This is a genomic window from Streptomyces sp. B93, assembly GCF_018070565.1.
Classification (GTDB): Bacteria; Actinomycetota; Actinomycetes; order Streptomycetales; family Streptomycetaceae; genus Streptomyces.
The window spans coordinates 1-18,564 of sequence record NZ_JAGPXL010000049.1; the positions used below are offsets into that span (position 1 = coordinate 1).

14 protein-coding genes are annotated in these 18,564 nt (G+C 71.3%); 5 read left to right on the forward strand and 9 right to left on the reverse strand.

Annotated elements, in window-relative coordinates:
• The first annotated feature begins 93 nt into the window (after positions 1 to 93).
• The 4 genes from KBY47_RS30730 (at position 94) to KBY47_RS30745 (ending at position 5,087) form a co-directional block, all read left to right on the forward strand.
• Positions 94 to 867 carry an isoprenyl transferase gene (locus tag KBY47_RS30730; RefSeq protein ID WP_210926914.1) on the forward strand — a complete coding sequence of 258 codons (774 nt, stop codon included), beginning with the start codon at positions 94 to 96 and terminating at the stop codon, positions 865 to 867.
• A 315-nt stretch (positions 868 to 1,182) separates the two neighbouring features.
• On the forward strand, positions 1,183 to 2,508 hold the full coding sequence (locus KBY47_RS30735; protein ID WP_210926916.1) for a PhoH family protein: 1,326 nt from the start codon (positions 1,183 to 1,185) through the stop codon (positions 2,506 to 2,508).
• A gap of 415 nt (positions 2,509 to 2,923) precedes the next feature.
• Complete coding sequence (locus tag KBY47_RS30740) at positions 2,924 to 3,628, forward strand: transglycosylase SLT domain-containing protein (RefSeq protein WP_210926919.1); 705 nt, start codon at positions 2,924 to 2,926, stop codon at positions 3,626 to 3,628.
• 148 nt (positions 3,629 to 3,776) lie between these two features.
• On the forward strand, positions 3,777 to 5,087 hold the full coding sequence (locus tag KBY47_RS30745) for an AI-2E family transporter (RefSeq protein WP_210926921.1): 1,311 nt from the start codon (positions 3,777 to 3,779) through the stop codon (positions 5,085 to 5,087).
• Between the two features lies 1 nt (position 5,088).
• Here KBY47_RS30745 and KBY47_RS30750 read toward each other — a convergent pair whose 3' ends face one another.
• The 5 genes from KBY47_RS30750 to KBY47_RS30770 all read right to left on the reverse strand — a co-directional run bounded on the left by KBY47_RS30750 (position 5,089) and on the right by KBY47_RS30770 (position 9,918).
• Entirely contained in the window at positions 5,089 to 7,422 is a 2,334-nt protein-coding gene (locus KBY47_RS30750; RefSeq protein ID WP_210926923.1) for an ABC transporter permease, read from the reverse strand.
• Complete coding sequence (locus tag KBY47_RS30755; RefSeq protein WP_210926925.1) at positions 7,419 to 8,108, reverse strand: ABC transporter ATP-binding protein; 690 nt, start codon at positions 8,106 to 8,108, stop codon at positions 7,419 to 7,421. The genes KBY47_RS30750 and KBY47_RS30755 overlap by 4 nt, the downstream gene beginning before the upstream one ends.
• The gene (locus KBY47_RS30760; protein ID WP_210926927.1) at positions 8,105 to 8,632 is read right to left on the reverse strand and encodes a PadR family transcriptional regulator; all 528 of its coding nucleotides are present in this window, start codon (positions 8,630 to 8,632) and stop codon (positions 8,105 to 8,107) included. Before KBY47_RS30760 ends, KBY47_RS30755 begins: the two co-directional genes overlap by 4 nt.
• A gap of 105 nt (positions 8,633 to 8,737) precedes the next feature.
• On the reverse strand, positions 8,738 to 8,986 hold the full coding sequence (locus KBY47_RS30765; protein ID WP_210926929.1) for a hypothetical protein: 249 nt from the start codon (positions 8,984 to 8,986) through the stop codon (positions 8,738 to 8,740).
• Positions 8,983 to 9,918 carry an SPFH domain-containing protein gene (locus KBY47_RS30770; RefSeq protein WP_210926931.1) on the reverse strand — a complete coding sequence of 312 codons (936 nt, stop codon included), beginning with the start codon at positions 9,916 to 9,918 and terminating at the stop codon, positions 8,983 to 8,985. The genes KBY47_RS30765 and KBY47_RS30770 overlap by 4 nt, the downstream gene beginning before the upstream one ends.
• Positions 9,919 to 10,147: 229 nt before the next feature.
• Between KBY47_RS30770 and KBY47_RS30775 the strand changes: the two genes are divergently transcribed.
• Positions 10,148 to 12,412: a transglycosylase domain-containing protein gene (locus KBY47_RS30775; RefSeq protein ID WP_210926933.1), complete on the forward strand. Its 2,265-nt coding sequence runs from the start codon at positions 10,148 to 10,150 to the stop codon at positions 12,410 to 12,412.
• A 13-nt stretch (positions 12,413 to 12,425) separates the two neighbouring features.
• Here the strand turns inward: KBY47_RS30775 and KBY47_RS30780 are convergent, their stop codons facing one another.
• From KBY47_RS30780 to KBY47_RS30795, 4 genes are all read right to left on the reverse strand, one after another.
• On the reverse strand, positions 12,426 to 13,895 hold the full coding sequence (locus KBY47_RS30780; protein ID WP_210926936.1) for a catalase: 1,470 nt from the start codon (positions 13,893 to 13,895) through the stop codon (positions 12,426 to 12,428).
• A 75-nt stretch (positions 13,896 to 13,970) separates the two neighbouring features.
• Positions 13,971 to 16,049 carry an ATP-binding SpoIIE family protein phosphatase gene (locus KBY47_RS30785; protein ID WP_210926938.1) on the reverse strand — a complete coding sequence of 693 codons (2,079 nt, stop codon included), beginning with the start codon at positions 16,047 to 16,049 and terminating at the stop codon, positions 13,971 to 13,973.
• 286 nt (positions 16,050 to 16,335) lie between these two features.
• Positions 16,336 to 17,034, reverse strand: a complete 699-nt coding sequence (locus KBY47_RS30790; RefSeq protein ID WP_210926940.1) for a DUF402 domain-containing protein — start codon at positions 17,032 to 17,034, stop codon at positions 16,336 to 16,338.
• An 82-nt stretch (positions 17,035 to 17,116) separates the two neighbouring features.
• A complete protein-coding gene (locus KBY47_RS30795; RefSeq protein ID WP_210926942.1) occupies positions 17,117 to 18,502 on the reverse strand; it encodes an aspartate ammonia-lyase in 1,386 nt (461 codons plus the stop codon).
• Positions 18,503 to 18,564: the final 62 nt, after the last annotated feature.

Sequence of the window (18,564 nt, forward strand, 5' to 3'; positions counted from 1 at the left end):
CACCCCCGCCCCTCTCCCCGGGATCCGCCCCCCGCCCCTAGCGGTAGGCTGCGCGGGCGGGGACCGCCACCGCACGGAGGGGCTGACGATCACGTGAACCTGCGCGACAAGCTGCGCGGCCTGCTGGTCAGGCTGTACGCGCGCCGGGTGGAAGGCCACCTGGACCACGCTCAGGTGCCCAAGCACATCGGCGTCATCATGGACGGCAACCGGCGCTGGGCGAAGGCGGCGGGCTCCTCCACCATGCACGGTCACCGCGCCGGTGCCGACAAGATCGAGGAGTTCCTCGGCTGGTGCACCGAGACCGATGTCGAGGTCGTGACCCTCTGGCTGCTGTCGACGGACAACTTCGACCGGCCCAGCGAGGAACTGGTCCCCCTGCTCGGCATCATCGAGGACGTCGTGCGCACCCTCGGCGCCGACGGACGCTGGCGGGTGCACCACGTCGGCACGCTCGACCTGCTGCCGGACGGCATGCAGCGCACGATCAAGGGGGCGCAGGAGGCCACCGCGCACGTCGACGGGATAGTCGTCAACGTGGCCATCGGCTACGGCGGCCGCCAGGAGATCGCTGACGCCGTCCGCTCGATGCTCCTCGACGCCCATGACAGCGGCGTCTCGATGGAGAAGCTCGCAGAGTCCGTCGACATCGACATGATCGGACGTCACCTCTACACCGGCGCCCAGCCCGACCCGGACCTGGTCATCAGGACCAGCGGCGAACAGCGGCTGTCCGGATTCATGCTCTGGCAGACGGCACACTCCGAGTACTACTTCTGCGACGTCTTCTGGCCCGCCTTCCGCAAGGTCGACTTCCTGCGCGCCCTGCGCGACTACGCGGCCCGCCACCGCCGCTTCGGCGGCTGACGCACATCTCACGCAGGCCCCACCGGGCAGCACGTAACACGGAGTTCACCAGCTCGCCGTCATATGCCCTGGCATGGCGGCGGGTGTTCGAGGGCATAAACCCAACAGGTCGACTCCCGAACCACGGGTGTCGGATCTCAGCGGGCGGCACGGGGCCGTCCGCCCGGGAGGCCCTTTGCACCAGCCCGATCGTGCGTTCACCGCACGGACGAAGCAGCGGAGGGCCGGTTCTCGGCCCGCAGTGCAGGGCGGCCGCAGACCGGTCCAGCTCCTCTCCGTCGCTCCCCGACCTCATCCGAGGGGGTACGTCCTTCCGTGGTGACCAGCACAAAGCGCCACAAGCCCGACCGGCGCACCTATGTTCTCGACACCAGCGTCCTGCTGGCCGACCCGAACGCCCTGAGCCGCTTCGAGGAGCACGAGGTCGTGCTCCCCGTCGTCGTGGTCACGGAGCTGGAGGCCAAGCGGCACCATCCCGAACTCGGCTACTTCGCCCGGCAGGCCCTCAGGCTGCTGGACGACTACCGCGTCCGGTACGGCCGTCTGGACGCCCCCATCCCGATCGGGGAGCTGGGCGGAACGCTCCGGGTCGAGCTGAACCACTCGGACCCCAGCGTGCTGCCCAGCGGCTACCGCCTGGGGGACAACGACTCACGCATCCTCGCGGTCGCCCGCAACCTCCAGGCCGAGGGGTTCGACGTCACCGTCGTGTCGAAGGACCTCCCGCTGCGGATCAAGGCGTCCTCCGTGGGCCTCCTCGCCGAGGAGTACCGGGCGGAACTCGCCATCACGGACGCCTCCGGCTGGACCGGGATGTCCGAAGTCACCCTCCCCGGCGAACAGGTGGACATCCTCTTCGAGGAAGGGCACCTGTACGTCCCCGAGGCCGCCGACCTGCCCGTGCACACCGGCCTGACCATCCAGTCGGAGCGCGGCAAGGCGCTCGGCCGGGTCACGCCGGAGGGCAGTGTCCGGCTGGTGCGCGGCGACCGGGAGGCGTTCGGCATCAAGGGGCGCAGCGCCGAGCAGCGGATCGCGCTCGACCTGCTCCTCGACCCGGACGTGGGGATCGTGTCGATGGGCGGCCGGGCGGGCACCGGCAAGTCGGCGCTCGCGCTGTGCGCCGGTCTGGAGGCGGTGCTGGAGCGCCGTCAGCACCAGAAGGTGATGGTCTTCCGGCCGCTGTACGCCGTGGGCGGGCAGGAGCTGGGCTATCTGCCCGGCACCGAGGCCGAGAAGATGAGCCCCTGGGCGCAGGCGGTGTTCGACACCCTGTCGGCGGTGACGAGCCGTGAGGTCATCGAGGAGGTCACCGCGCGGGGCATGCTGGAGGTCCTGCCGCTCACCCACATCCGGGGCCGGTCCCTGCACGACGCGTTCGTGATCGTGGACGAGGCGCAGTCGCTGGAGCGGAACGTCCTGCTGACGGTTCTGTCCCGGATCGGGGCCAATTCCCGGGTCGTCCTCACCCATGACGTGGCGCAGCGCGACAACCTGCGCGTGGGGCGCTACGACGGAGTGGTGGCCGTCGTGGAGAAACTGAAGGGGCATCCGCTCTTCGCGCATGTCACGCTGACGCGGTCCGAGAGGTCCCAGATCGCGGCCCTTGTGACCGAAATGCTGGAGGATGGACAGATCTGACCGTAGCGCCCCAGGTCGGGGCGGTTACCCGGCAGTTGGCGCCGTCCGGCAAAGGCCCAGAGCCTAGCCGGGCGGCGCCGCCGTGTGTGGGGGAAAGAGGAAATCCCCGGGGCCGAACCGCATGTGAGCTTTCACACGCAACTCGGAATTGCCTTGCGCCGTCGGGTTACGGCAGAGTCTCAATCCTGTCAGGCCCCGCATACGACACTTCTGTGCCCCCAGCGCCACGGCACACCAACAGCAACAACTCCATAGCAGCCGTCGTATGCCGCCCGAGCACCATGCGGCGCTCCCGAGCCGGGAGTTGCCCACCGGGCCCGCGCCTCCCGTGACCCCGCAGTTGGGGAGGCCAGTGCCAGGGGCACGATTGCGTCCGCCAGGGTCACCGAAGCGGGCGATGCTGGAAGGAAACCGTGTGAGCCGGATCTCGGTCCGGGGATTCGCAGTGGCCTCCGCCACCGCGGTCACCGCAGTCGGAAGCGTCGTCGGCGTTGCCTCGGGCAGCACCGCCCAGAACAACGACGCCGAGGCGGCGGCAACCGACCTGACGCTCCTCGCGGACATACCCGCGGGCCAGCAGGCCCAGGTGCAGACCGCGTCCCTGACGCAGCAGGCCGACGTGCAGGCCATCGCCGCGGACGCCAGCGCCAAGAAGGAAGCGGAGGAAGCGGCCCGCAAGGCCGCCGCCAAGTCCGCGATCGAGAAGAAGGAAGCCGCCGAGGCGGCGGAGAAGGCCGCCCAGGAGGCCAAGGAGCGCGAGGAGGCCGAGGAACTGGCCAGCCGCTCCGCCACCCGGGACGCCTCCAGCTTCACGGTCCAGAGTTCCTACTCCATCGCGGAGATCCAGTCGATGGCGCGGGCGATGGTCCCGGGCGACCAGTGGACGTGCTTCAGCAACATCGTGGACCACGAGTCCAGCTGGAACTACCAGGCGGTCAACCCCTCCTCTGGCGCGTACGGCCTCTTCCAGGCGCTGCCGGGCTCCAAGATGTCGTCGGTCGGCTCCGACTGGCAGACCAACCCGGCCACCCAGATCAAGTGGGGCCTGAACTACATGAACGAGCGGTACGGCAGCCCCTGCGGCGCCTGGGACTTCTGGCAGGCCAACCGCTGGTACTGAGCCGGACCACCCGCTCGTCTCAACCCCGCGAAGCCCTTCCCCGTCCTAGGGGAGGGGCTTTCGCGCTGTCCGGGGCCGGGGCCCTGTACGGTCGGATCCGACGACTCCGGGGGGAGTGGTGGGGAAGAACGGGGGAAGAGGACGGATCATGTCGCGAGTGCCTGGATGGCTCGGCCGGCTCGGTGCCGGACTGACGGCGGCGAGCGAGCGGTGGAGCGAACGCCGGGCCGAGGTGGCCCGGCAGGACGCCGAGCGCGACGCGCATCCGCCGGAGTCCGCCACCGGCCAGGTGCCGCCCCCGCCCGACCATCCGCCCCTCGTCCAGCCGAGGCCCGATCCGGCGCAGGCGGTGCCGTGGGGCGTACGGGTGGCCGCCGAGGTCGGGTGGCGGCTGCTGGTGCTGGCCGGGACGGTGTGGGTGCTGATGCGGGTCATCAGCGCCGTACAGCTGGTGGTGCTGGCGTTCGCGGCCTCGCTGCTGATGACCGCGCTGCTCCAGCCGACCGTGGCGCGGCTACGGCGGTACGGGGTGCCGCGGGGGCCCGCGACCGCGCTGACCGCGGTGCTCGGGTTCGTGGTGATGGGCCTGATCGGGTGGTTCGTGACCTGGCAGGTCATGGAGAACATCGACAACCTCTCCGACCAGATCCAGGACGGCATCGAGGAGCTGCGGCGGTGGCTGCTCGACAGCCCGTTCCACGTCACGGACAAGCAGATCAACGAGATCGCCGCGAACCTGCGGGAGGCGGTCGGCGCCAACACCGACCAGATCACCTCCGCGGGTCTGGAGGGCGTGACGGTGGTCGTGGAGACCCTGACGGGCATTCTCCTGGCCGTCTTCTCCACCCTGTTCCTGCTCTACGACGGCCGCCGGATCTGGGAGTGGTCCCTGAAGCTGGTCCCGGCGGCGGCCCGGCCCGGGGTGGCCGGGGCGGGGCCGCGGGCCTGGCGGACACTGACGGCGTACGTACGCGGCACGGTGGTGGTCGCGCTGATCGACGCCATCTTCATCGGGCTCGGCATCTACTTCCTGGACGTCCCGATGGCCGTCCCGCTCGCCGTGTTCATCTTCCTGTTCGCCTTCATCCCGCTGGTGGGCGCGGTGGTGTCCGGGGCGCTGGCGGTCGTCGTCGCCCTGGTCACCCAAGGGGTGTTCACCGCGGTGATGACGCTGGCCGTCGTCCTGGCCGTGCAGCAGATCGAGGGCCACATCCTCCAGCCGTTCATCCTCGGCCGCGCGGTCCGGGTGCATCCCCTCGCCGTCGTGCTGTCCGTGACGGCGGGCGGCATGATCGCCGGGATCGGCGGCGCGGTCGTCGCGGTGCCCCTGGTGGCGGTGACCAACACCGTCGTCGGCTATCTGCGCGGCTACTCCGAGGAGGTGGCACGGGCAAGGCTGGTGGCGGAGTCCAAGACCCCGCCACCAGCCCCGGCCGACAACGGCACGGAGGCGTCGTAGCTCACTCGGTGCGCAGCCCCTCCGGCCGCATCAGACGCCACAGCGGCGGCAGGCTCAGCAGGGTCACGGCGAGGACGACGGCCGCGCCGATACCGGTCATGGTCGCCACGCTCGACCAGTCCACCGCGACCGGTGTCGCCGTCATCCGCAGCAGCACGGCGCCCAGCGTCAGGCCCACCGCGGCGGCCAGGACCAGGCCGAGGGCGACCGGGATCGCCGTCTGCCAGAGCACCGACAGGCTCAGGGTGCGGCGCCGGGTGCCGAAGGCGACCAGCGACGACAGCAGCTTGCGGCGTTCGCGCAGCTGCTCCAGCTGGGAGACGAGCAGGCTCGCGCCGATCAGCGTCAGGACACAGGCGGCGCCGACGAACAACCCGGTGCGGATGGAGTCGTAGCGGTCGGCGCGGTCCGTGGCGGTCCACATCATCGGGTACGCCAGCGGGTCGACGGTCGCGGCCGTGTTGCGCACCAGCTCGGACGCGTCCGGCACCGAGAAGTCGACGGCCAGGTACACCTGCCCGGTCAGCGCCCGTGCCGCGCCCTCGGGCAGGGCGCCCGGGGTGAGGAGGAAGCCGCTGCGCTCGCCGCCCGTCATGTCCGTGCGGGTCCCCGCCGACTTCAGGCCCTCCGGGAGCGTCCAGGGGACCTCCCGGCCGGGCAGGGCGCCCTCGTAGGACGGGTCGAGGTACAGGGTGCGGCCCGGCTTCGCCAGCGCCGGTGTCTCCGTGTCGTACTCGGCACCCGTCACCGCGAACGCGTCGCCGTCCCGGCACGACGGCAGCTCGGCCACCTCCCGCAGGGCCGCGCAGTCGCCGACGGTCACCTGGGCGGTGCTGTCCGGGTCGCGGCGCCGGTCGCCGAGGCCGCCCTCGGAGTAAGCGGTCGCCTCGCGCACCCCCGGGGTCTGCCGGAACCGCTCGGCGGCGGTGGTCACGGCCACGTCGCTCGTCAGGCGCACCTGCATCTGCGCGCGGGTCAGGTCGGCGCCGGTCGGCCGGGTGTAGTCGCTCTCGACACCGGCGAACAGCATCTGGAGGGCGATCGCACCCGCCACCGCGACCGCGATGCCGTTGACCGTGCGGGCCGCCGTACCGCTGCTCAACTGGAGCCTGCGCACGGCCAGTTGCCAGGACACGGCGCCCGCGCCGAGCCGGGCGACGAACCGCTCGACGAGCCACGGCAGCAGCGCGGTGACGCCGACCAGCAGCAGGACCACACCGCCGACGACCAGGTACTCGTTGAAGTCACCGTTGTCGCGGCCCTGGCCGGTCATCGGGTACAGGGCGGCGAGACCGGCCAGCGGCAGCAGCAGCCGCCACCACAGCCGCCGCCGCGCGGGCTTCGCGGTACGGACCACGCCCAGCGGCTCGATCACCACACCGCGCAGCGCGAGCAGGGTGACCAGTACGGCGGCCAGCGGCACCGTCACCGCGACCAGCGCGGCCAGCGCGGGGGAGGGGTTGAGGTAGCTCGGGAAGACACTGATCCCGAACGCCTCAAGGGAACCCGCCCCCTCCCTGCCCAGCAGGAAGAAGACCACCCCGAAGGCCAGTCCCAGCGCGGACCCCGCGAGCGCCTCGCCCGCGGCGACCCGGCGGGTCATCCGGCTGTCGGAGCCGACCAGCCGCAGCGCGGCGAGCCGCCGGTCGCGTCCCTCCCCGCCGAACCGCACGGCCGCGGCGATGAACACGCCGACCGGCATCAGCAGGACCGCGAAGAGCACCACGATCAGCAGGATCAGCACCGGGTCCCACGGTTCGGTCCCCTGCTGCGCGCCGCCGAAGCGGTCGATCCGGGTGACGTAGGAGGTGTCGATGTGCTCGGCGAGGCCCTGACCGCCCCGGTAGAAGGAGAGTTCGGCGGGGCCGACCAGGCCCTGGTCGCCGATGGTGCCGGTGATCTCGTCGGGCAGCCGTTCCCGCAGCAGGGCGCCCTCGTCCGACTCCAGCAGCCGCCGGAGCGCCGGGGAGACCAGCATCTCGCCCTTCGCCGGGAACCGGGACACGCCCGGCGGCAGTGGCGCCCGCGCCCCCTCCGGCTCCAGCTCCCGGCCCCGGATCTCGTCGTCGTGGTAGGAGGTGTCGACATCCGCGACGAGCAGGGAACGGTCCGACTTCGGCGCCGTCACGGGGCCGTAGGTGATGTCCGTACGCGCCGCCGACCGCTCGTGCCGGGCGTCCAGCGCGTTCGGGATCGCGGTGGTGAGCAGCAGCAGCGCCACGCCGAGGCCGACGCCGACGCCGGTGAGGACGGCCCGCACCCAGCCACCGCGGCCGGTGAACGCGAAGGACGCGCCCATGGCGAGGTCGCGGTACCACTGCCGGGCGGCACTCATACGGCCCGCTCCATGTCCCGGGACCTGCCGTCGCGGACGACGATCTCGCGGTCGGAGTAGGCGGCGACGCGGGCCTCGTGGGTGACGAGGACGACGGCGGCGTTGGTGGAGCGCGCGGCGTCGGTGAGGAGTTCCATCACGCGCTCCCCGTTGAGGGAGTCGAGGGCGCCGGTCGGCTCGTCGGCGAACAGGACCTTGGGGTCGGTGACCAGGGCCCGCGCCACCGCCACCCGCTGGCCCTGGCCGCCGGAGACCTCGCCGGGCCGCTTGCGCCGCAGGTCGTCGACCTCGAGGCGTTCCATCCAGGTGAGCGCGGCGCGCTCGGCGTCCTTGCGGGGGCGGCCGTTGAGGCGCAGCGGCAGCGCCACGTTCTCCACGCAGGTCAGTTCGGGTACCAGCTGCCCGAACTGGAAGACGAACCCGAACTCCGAGCGGCGCAGGGCGCTGCGCCGGGTGTCGCCCATGGTCGCCATCTCCTGGCCGGCGTAGACGATCGAGCCCGAGTCGGGGGTGACAATCCCGGCGAGGCAGTGCAGCAGGGTCGACTTGCCGGACCCGGAGGGGCCCATGACGGCGACGACCTCGCCGGGGTGGATGGAGAAGTCGGCGCCGTCCAGGGCGGTGGTGGGGCCGTAGGCCTTGCGGAGCTGGGAGGCGGTGAGCAGGGAGCCGGAGGGTGCGGTCACTTGGTCCTCACCGCCTCGGCGAGCTTGTCGAGGCGGGCGGCGGTCAGTTCCAGCCAGCGCAGGTCGGCCTCCAGGTGGAACAGGGCGTGGTCGCAGATCAGCTGGTCGGCGAGGTCGCCCTTGCGCTTGCGGTCGGTGAGGATCCGCATCATCCGCAGGTGCTCGGAGCGCTGGGTGTCGAGGATGTCGGCGGCGTCGCGCCGGGTGAGCAGGGCGAGGACGACCTTGGTGTACAGGGTCGACTGGAGGTACGGCTCCGGCTTCTCCGGGGTGCCGAGCCACCGTTCGACGTCGGTGACCCCGGCGTCGGTGATGGCGTACCGCTTGCGCTCGGGGCCGCCGCCGGGCTCGATGCCGTCGACCTCGACGAGGCCGTTCTTCAGCAGGCGGGACATCGTCGAGTAGACCTGGCCGTAGTGCAGGGGCCGGTCCTGACCGAACTTCTCGTCGAACGCCCGCTTCAGGTCGTAGCCGTGGCGCGGGCCGGACTCCAGGAGTCCGAGGAGGGTGTGACCGATGGACATGCCGAGCACTGTACACAGGGAGTATACCTCGTGTGTATACGCGGCGTGCACAGTGCTCGGCAGGGGGTACGGCCATGCAGGTCAGGGCCGGTTGTCACAGTTGTGCTACTGAGCCTCCGGACCGCGCGGTGGCCGCCCCCGGCGCGGGATCGGGCCCGCCTCGCCGGGCAGCCGTCCCGCCTCCGCGAGCGCGCGCCGCAGCAGGAACTCGATCTGGGCGTTGGCCGACCGCAGTTCGTCCGCCGCCCACCGTGCGAGCGCCTCGTGGACCAGCGGGTCGAGCCGCAGCAGCACCTGCTTGCGCTGCTGCGGCCCGCGCCGGGGGCTCTCCGGTTCCTCGCGGGGCGCCGTCACTGGTAGAGCGTCCCGGTGTTCAGCACGGGCTGCGCCGAGCGGTCCCCGCAGAGCACCACCATCAGGTTGGACACCATCGCCGCCTTCCGTTCCGAGTCCAGCTCCACGATGTCCTGCTCGGCGATCCGGGCCAGCGCCGCCTCGACCATGCCGACCGCGCCGTCCACGATCTGCCGCCGCGCCGCCACGACCGCGCCGGCCTGCTGCCGCTGGAGCATCGCCGAGGCGATCTCGGGGGCGTAGGCGAGGTGGGTGAAGCGGGACTCGATGATCTGCACTCCGGCCGCCTCCACGCGCGCGTGCAGCTCGACGGCGAGCTTCTCGGTGATCTCCTCGGCGTTGCCGCGCAGCGAGAGGCCGTCCTCGTCGTGGGCGTCGTAGGGGTACTCGATGGCGATGTGCCGCACGGCCGCCTCGGTCTGGGTCGACACGAACTCGATGTAGTCGTCGACCTCGAAGGTGGCCTGCGCGGTGTCCTCGACCCGCCACACCACGACCGCGGCCAGCTCGATGGGGTTGCCGTAGGCGTCGTTGACCTTGAGGACGGCCGTCTCGTGGTTGCGGACCCGGGTGGAGATCTTGGTGCGGCTGGTGAGCGGGTTCACCCAGCGCAGGCCGTCCTGCCGGATCGTGCCCCGGTAGCGCCCGAAGAGCTGGACCACGCGGGCCTCGCCCGGGGCCACCGTGTTCAGCCCGCACAGGGCGAGGAACGCGGCGAGGGAGAGCAGTACGCCGGAGACGACCAGGGCGGCCTTGGCGCCGCCCCCGCTGACGGCGACGGCCGAGATGGCCAGGGCGACCCCGCCGGGCAGCCCTATGAGCCCCAGCAGCAGGGCGAGTCCCCCGTGGATGCTGTGCGCGGCGACCTCGCGGACGCGCGGGGCGGGCATCTCGGGGATGTCGGCGGTGGGTGCGGTGTCGTGCGTGGACATGAGGGTCCCCCCGTTTCTGCGCTAACAGCGCGATGTCATAGTGCTATCACTTTACCCGTTCATGGCAACCTCAACCGCCCTCCAGTCGTCGGTTCCAGTGAGGTGGGTGCTCATTGTCACGTCCGTAAAGAGCCGGATCGGGCGGACTTGGTCATATAAACCGGTGTTAGCTTGCAAGGCTGAGACAGACGACTGCGACAGACGAGAACGAAGCGGAGCGAACGGACTCATGGGACGAGCCGAAGAGAGGCGAGCGCGGCAGCGTCGTGGCCGTCGTGCGGCCGGTCCCGGCGGCATACGCGCGCTGCTCACCTGGAAGAAGATCCTCGGCACGTTCCTCGGCCTGTGCCTGCTCGGCATCGGCGGCTTCATCCTGCTGTACCTGCTGATCGATGTGCCCAGGGGCAACGCCCTCGCCCAGGAGCAGAGCAACGTCTACAAGTACGCCGACGGCACCACCCTCACCCGCACCGGCGAGGTCAACCGCGAGGTCGTCGACCTCGCCCAGGTCCCCAAGGCCGTACAGCGCACCTTCGTCGCCGCCGAGAACAAGTCCTTCTACAGCGACTCCGGCGTCGACCTGAAGGGCACCGCGCGGGGCGTCCTCAACACCCTGTCCGGCAAGGGCAAGCAGGGCGGCTCGACCATCACCCAGCAGTACGTCAAGAACTACTACCTCACCCAGGAACAGACGGTCACCCGCAAGCTCAAGGAGCTGGTGATCTCCCTGAAGGTGGACCGCCAGATGTCCAAGGACGACATCCTCGCGGGCTACATCAACACCAGCTACTACGGCCGCGGCACCTACGGCATCCAGGCCGCCGCCCAGGCCTACTACCGCGTCGACGCCGACGACCTCACCGTCGAGCAGGGCGCCTACCTCGCCGCGCTGCTCCAGGCGCCCAGCCAGTACGACTGGACGAGCGCCTCCGACACCGGCAGGAAGCTGGTGAAGCAGCGCTGGAACTACGTCCTGGACAACATGGTCGAGGAGGGCTGGCTGTCCGCCGCCGACCGCGCGGACGCCGAGTTCCCGGTGCCCGAGGAGCCCAAGGGCGCCCCCGGCATGGAGGGCCAGACCGGCTACCTGGTCAACGCGGCCAACCAGGAACTCGCCCGCCGGCTCGTCGAGCAGGGCGCCGCCACCGACACCGAGGAGGCGATGGCGAGGATCGACCGGGGCGGCTGGACGATCACGGTCAACATCGACAAGAAGAAGCAGTCCCAGCTCGTCAAGGCGGTCAAGGACCAGCTCACCAGCAAGCTCGACCCCGACGAGCGGAAGGTCGACGCCGACGTCCAGGCCGGTGCCGCGTCCGTCGACCCGAAGACGGGCAAGGTGGTGGCGATGTACGGCGGCGTCGACTACCTCAAGCACTTCCGCAACAACGCCACCCGCCTCGACTACCAGGCCGCCTCCACCTTCAAGCCGGTGATCCTCGCCGCCGCCCTGGAGGACGGCGCCGAGACCCAGGACGGCGAGCCGATCACCGCGAAGACGGTCTACGGCGGTGACAGCGAGCGCCCGGCCGTGGACAACGGCCGCGAGGTCGGCTTCGCGCCGCCGAACGAGGACGACGTCTCCTACGGCGACGTCACCGTGCAGACCGCGATGAACAAGTCCATCAACTCCGTCTTCGCGCAGATGGGCATCGACGTCGGCATGGAGCGGGTGATGGAGGTCGCCGAGGAACTCGGCATGAGCGCCGGCCTGGAGGCCGTACCCGCCCAGACCCTCGGCTCCATGGGCGCCAGCCCGCTCCAGATGGCCGGGGTGTACGCCACCCTCGACAACCACGGCAAGAAGGTCACCCCGGCGATCGTGGCCTCCGCCGAGCACAAGGACATGACCGTCGAGATGCCGGACCCGATCGGTGAGCAGGTCCTCAGCCGGGAGGCCGCCGACACCGTCACCTCGGTGCTCACCGGCGTGGTCGACGACGGCACCGCCCGGGTGTCGGTCCGCGACAACCCGGCCCGCGGTGAGCAGCAGGTCGCGGGCAAGACCGGTACGTCCGACGAGAACCGCTCCGCCTGGTTCACCGGCTACACACCGGGCCTGGTCACCTCGGTCGGCCTGTTCGGCGAGAACGACGAGCCGCCGCACAACCAGGTGCCGATGTACAAGGCGGGCGGCGTCCCGCGCGTCAACGGCGGCGGCTTCCCGGCGATGATCTGGGCGCAGTACACCTTCGGCGCGATGGGCCCGGTGACCGAGTTCGACCTGGACACCGACCAGGGCGCGGCCGTCGAGCCCAGCTGGACGCCGACGTCGCAGGCGCCGACCAGCGAGGCGCCGAGCGAGGAGCCCACCACGGAGGAGCCCAGCGACGAGCCGACCACGCGCGAGCCGACGACCGAGGCGCCCACCACCGAGCCCCCGGTCACCGACGAGCCGACGACCGAGCCGCCCACGACCGTGTCGCCGCCCGCGTCGACGACGGGCGAGCCGGAGATCCCGGAGAACCCGTTCGCGCCGGACGGCGACGAGTAGGGGCGGGCGCCGGTCAGCCGCCGTTGACCTCGTGGGCGATCCGGTCGCCGATCTCCTTGTCGATGTTCCGCCAGTACCTCAGGGCGCGGTCGACGACCGGACGGCTCACCCCGTTCAGCAGGTGCCCGCTGACGTTGGAGACCAGCCGCGCGCGGGCGTCGTCGTCGAGGACCTGGCGGACCATGGTGCCCGCCTGCCCGAAGTCGTCGTCCTCGGCGTGCAGCGCGTACGCCTCGCGGACCATCTCGCCCGCCGTCCGCCAGCCCGCGACGTCCCCGAACCGGTCGGTGTCCGCGGCCGGACCGCCGTACGAGTTCGGCGCGTACGGCGCACCCGTGCGCGCCGCCTCGTAGCGCATGGGGCCGTCCTTGGCGTAGGAGCGCACCGGCGAGCGGGGCCGGTTCGGCGGGAGCTGGGCGTAGTTCGGGCCGATGCGGTAGCGGTGGGTGTCGGGGTAGGAGAAGAGACGGCCGAGGAGCATCTTGTCGGGGGACGGGCCGATGCCCGGCACCATGTTGGACGGCTCGAACGCGGCCTGCTCGATGTGGACGAAGTAGTCCTCGGGGTTCTCGTTGAGGGTCATCCGGCCGACCTCGATCAGCGGGTAGTCGCCGTGCGGCCACACCTTGGTCAGGTCGAACGGGTTGAACCGGTAGTCCGTGGCGTCCTCGAACGGCATCACCTGGACGTGCACCGTCCACGACGGGTGCTCGCCGCGCTCGATGGCGGTGAACAGGTCCCGCCGGTGGAAGTCGGCGTCGGACCCGGCCAGGCCGTCGGCCTCGGCCTGGGTGAGGAACTGGATGCCCTGGTCGGTCTTGATGTGGTACTTGACCCAGAACCTCTCGCCGCCGTGGTTGACCCACATGTACGTGTGCGAGGAGTAGCCGTTCATGTGCCGGTACGTCCTCGGCACGCCCCGGTCGCCCATCAGCCAGGTCACCATGTGCGCGGACTCGGGGGAGAGGGTCCAGAAATCCCACTGCATGTCGTTGTCGCGCAGCCCGTTGTCGGGGCGGCGCTTCTGCGAGCGGATGAAGTCCTGGAACTTCTGCGGGTCGCGGACGAAGAACACGGGCGTGTTGTTGCCGACGAGGTCGTAGTTGCCGTGCTCGGTGTAGAACTTCAGCGCGAAGCCGCGCGGGTCGCGCCAGGTGTCGGGCGAGCCCAGCTCACCGGCGACGGTCGAGAAACGGGCCAGCATCGCCGTGCGCCTGCCGGGCTGGAAGAGGTCGGCCTTGGTGAACTGGCTGACGTCGTTGGTCACTTCGAAGAATCCGTAGGCACCGCTGCCCTTGGCGTGCACCACCCGCTCGGGGACCCGTTCCCGGTTGAACTGGGCCATCTTCTCGATCAGGTAGTGGTCCTGGAGCAGGACCGGACCGTTCGCCCCGACGGTCAGCGAGTGCTCGTCGCTCTCCACCGGGATGCCGTGGTTGTTGGTGGTGTACGGAACCTGCTGGGGTGTGGTCGCATCGCTCACCCCAGCAGTCAAAGCCCGTTTCGTTACATCGGCAACTTTTGGCGCGTATCTACTCGCGTATCCACTGTTGTGTCCTTATGTCCCGTTCAGTTCGAACCAGACCACCTTGCCGGTGCTCAGCCGGGTCGCCCCCCACCGCCGCGCCAGCCGGTTCACCAGGTAGAGCCCACGTCCGCCCTCGTCGGTGGCGCGGGCCTGCCGCAGCCGGGGCAGCTGGGGCACGTCGTCGCCGACCTCGCAGCGCAGCACGTCGGTGCGCAGCAGCCGGAGCGTGATAGGCCGGGACGCGTAGCGCACGGCGTTCGTCACGACCTCGCTGACCAGCAGCTCCACCGAGTCCGTCAGCTCCTCCAGACCCCAGCGGGCGAGCGCGCGCCGGGCGAGCCGCCGGGCCTTGCCGGGCGCCATCTCCTCCGGGTCGAGGTACCAGTACGCCACATCGCTCGGCGCGATCCCGTCGAAGCGGGCGGCGAGCAGCGCGATGTCGTCGTCCCGGTCACCGGGACCGAGCATGTCCAGCACCTCGTCGCACAGGGCCTCCAGTGGCGGCGGGTGATCCGGGCCGGTCAGCTGGGCGGTCGCGGCGAGCTTCTCCCGCAGCTGCTCTATGCCGGTCCACACGTCCCGCAGCCGGGACTCCACCAGCCCGTCCGTGTACAGCAGCAGGGTGCCCCCGGCGGGCGCGTCCAGCTCCACGGCCTCGAAGTCGACGCCGCCGACCCCGATCGGGGCGCCCGCGGGCACCCGCAGCACCTCGGCCCGGCCGCCCAGGTGCAGCAGCACCGGCGGCGGGTGTCCGGCGTTGGCGACCGTGATGCGGTGGCTGACCGGGTCGTACACCGCGTACAGACAGGTCGCCATCCGGTCGGTGCCCAGGCGCTGGGCCTGCTCGTCGAGGTGGTGCAGCACCTCCTGCGGCGGCAGATCGAGACCGGCCAGGGTCTGCGCGGTGGTGCGCAGCTGCCCCATGATCGCCGCCGAGGTCATGGAGTGCCCCATGACGTCACCGACCACGAGGGCGACCCGGCTGCCCGGCAGCGGGATCGCGTCGTACCAGTCGCCGCCGACCCGCGCGGTCTCGGCGGCCGGGAGGTAGCGGGAGGCCAGCCGCACCCCGGTGGGCTGCGGCAGCGTCTCCGGCAGCATGGTGCGCTGCAGTTCGTCCGCGATGTACGCCTCCCGCCCGTACAGCACCGCCTTGTCGATGCCGAGGGCGCTGTGCGTGGCGAGCTGGGCGGCGACCAGCAGATCGTCGGCCTCGAAGGCGAGCCGCTCCGGGCGGCGCAGGAAGACCGCCGCGCCGATCACCCGGCGACGGCCGCGCAGCGGCGCGAGGATGGCCCGCTGGCCGCACGGGATGACCGCGTCGGCGTCCGGCCCGAGGAGTTCCGGCAGCGCGGCGCGGGCCGCGGGCGCGTCGGCGAACACCGGGCGCACCCCGCGCAGCACCTCCGCGAGCGCGCCACCGGGCCGCACCTCGGACAGCTCCACCGTCAGCTCGGTCAGCGCCGACTCCGACGCCTCCGCCGCCAGCGCGGACAGGAAGCCGCTCTCGGTGTCCCGCTCCTCCGGTATCCGGTCGGTACGGCGCAGCCGCAGCACCATCGGGCCGGTGGGCCGCTCGTCGCCGACCGGCAGCGGGTCGCGCAGATAGACCAGGATCGCGTCGGAGAACGTCGGTACGGTCGCCCGGCACAGCCCCATCACGATCTCGTCGAGGTCTATGCCACGGGCGATCCGCCGGGTGGCCGCGCCCACGAAGCGCAGCCGGTCCCCGTCGCGCCGCATCGGCGTGGGCCGCCCCGGCGTCAGCACACCCTGCCCGGTGCGCCGCTCCTGACCGGCCGGGCCCGGACCGTTGCCCGGCGGGTCCTGGTCGGAGGGCTGGGCCGGGATGTGGTCGGCCGCCGCGGGCCGCGGCCGGTGGGTGCCGGGGTCGGTGGCGGCGGGCTGGGCGTGCTCGGCCCCGGAGGAGGCGGCCGGGTTGCCCGCGGGCGTCTCACCGGTGCGGGACTGGGCGGGTAAACCCGCGGCCCGGGACGTCGCGGGGGACGCCGGGGAACGCAGCATCGCCCCGCGGCCATCCACGGGGTCGGCGCCCGCCTGGGGGCGCTCGAAGGAGGTCGGCTGCTCCGTCACGCCTGTCGAATCCATCCGTCCGGGGTCGTGCGCACCGTGCGCCGCACACGCAGTTCGTCCCGCAGAAGTCCCGATACCCGGAATACGTGCCCCAGGAACGGAATTTCCGCGTGGTCAGAGGCTGTTGCTGTGCCCCCGGCGAACCTGAGGTCCGCGCGGGTCATGCCGTAGTACCCCTCGCTCACGTCCTGCCGCCCCTCGGTGACAACTGGTCAGACCCTGCACTTGCCCCCGGAGTTGCTGCCACGCGCCCTTGCGGAGGACGATCCTACGTTTCCTGCCCGGGGGTCTATCAAGGGTCTCATGAGGACACACGCGCGGGCGTACGATCCCAGTCCTCCGGCAGTTGCGGAACCTCCCAGGACGGATCCGGCCGCCAGTGCTCCCAGCCCTCCGAGAAGGGCGACCCCCAGGCGCGGATCACCTCCACCGCCGCCCGCCCCGCCGCCAGCACCCGCTCGGCCTGCGCGGCGTCCATCAGACCGTCCCGCTGGGCCTGTGCGAACTCGTCCTCGTCCCGCCAGTGCCAACTGCCGTCCGGGTGCACCGAGATGTCGAGAAAGTGGTCCTCGGAGTCCACGCCCCCACCCCACCGGGTGAGCGGCTCCTCCAGGTTCACGTACCAGTTCTTGAACCGCCAGCCCGGCTCCCAGAACAGCCACACCGACCACGGCTCACCCGGCCGCGCCAGCTTCAGCACCCCGGTGCCGAACCAGCGGTCGCGCTGCACGGACCGCGGCTTGGTGTACCGGCTGCCCAGCGGCTCCAGGTGGACCGGCGTACCGTCCGCGAGCACGGGCTTGACGCACTCGGTGCCGGGCGCCATCCAGGCGGCGAGCAGTTCGGCGTCGTCGCGTACGACGGTGACGGGGCGCGCGATGTGGAAGCGGTCACCGGCGTTCTCCCGGTACCGCCACAGGATGCGCGTCCCCGGCGCCCAGTACGCCGCCGCCGGGGCACCGCCCGCCGCCACCCGCCTCACGTCTCCACCGTCTGCCATGAACAGATATTAGGTGTCACCGGCACAGGACGCTGCGGCGCGTGTCACGGTTCACGCACCGGTCACCGGGCCGCCCCCGCCGTCACGGCCGCGTCATACGCAGCACGTCCAGCGCCTGGTCCAACTGCTCCAAGGTGAGGTCACCGCGCTCCACATACCCCCCCTCGAGGACGACCTCTCGAATGGTCTTCCGCTCCGCCAGCGACCTCTTCGCGACCTTCGCGGCCTCCTCGTACCCGATGTACTTGTTGAGCGGCGTGACCACGGACGGCGACGACTCGGCGTACTCGCGGGCGCGTTCCCGGTCCGCCACGATCCCGTCGACGGTCCGGTCGGCCAGTAGCCGCGACACGTTGGCGAGCAGCCGGATCGACTCCAGCACGTTCTTGGCGATGACCGGAAGCATGACATTCAGCTCGAAGTTGCCGGACGCGCCCGCCGTCGCGACGGTGGCGTCGTTCCCGACGACCTGCGCGGCGACCATCAGCACGGCCTCGGGGATCACGGGGTTGACCTTGCCCGGCATGATCGACGACCCCGGCTGAAGATCCGGCAGCGCGATCTCGGCGAGCCCGGTGCGCGGCCCCGACGCCATCCACCGCAGGTCGTTCGCGATCTTCGTCAGCCCGACCGCGACGGTCCGCAACTGCCCGCTGACCTCGACGATCCCGTCCCGTGCGCCCTGCGCCTCGAAGTGGTCCCGCGCCTCGGTCAACGGCAGCCCGGTCGCACGGGCCACCTCCTCGATGACGGCGGCGGAGAACCCGGGCGGGGTGTTGATGCCGGTCCCGACCGCCGTGCCGCCGAGCGGCAGTTCGGCCAGCCGCGGCAGCGAGGCCTCCAGTCGCTCCACGCCGTACCGCACCTGGGCGGCGTACCCGCCGAACTCCTGCCCGAGGGTGACGGGCGTGGCGTCCATGAGGTGGGTCCGCCCCGACTTCACGACATCGGCGAACTCCTCGGCCTTGCGGGAGAGGGAGGCGGCGAGGTGACCGAGCGCGGGGATCAGGTCCCGCGTGACGGCGGCGGTGGCGGCGATGTGGATGGAGGAGGGGAAGACGTCATTGGACGACTGCGAGGCGTTGACGTGGTCGTTGGGGTGCACGGGCCGTCCCAGCCGCTCGCTGGCGAGGGTGGCGATCACCTCGTTGGCGTTCATGTTGGACGAGGTCCCGGACCCGGTCTGGAACACGTCCACGGGGAAGTGCTCGTCCCACTTCCCCTCCGCGACCTCGCCCGCCGCCGCCTGCACGGCCCCGGCGATGTCCTCGTCCAGCACGCCGAGCCGCGCGTTCACCTTCGCCGCGGCGCCCTTGATCCGCGCGAGGGCCTCGATGTGCGCGCGCTCGATGCGCTGGCCGGAGACGGGGAAGTTCTCGACGGCACGCTGCGTCTGGGCACGCCACTTGGCGTCCGCGGGGACGCGGACCTCGCCCATGGAGTCGTGTTCGATCCGGTAATCGCTCATACCGGCTACAGCGATCGGGGAGGCGGGGATGTTCCGTCGATTGGGCCACATGGGGTGAGGGT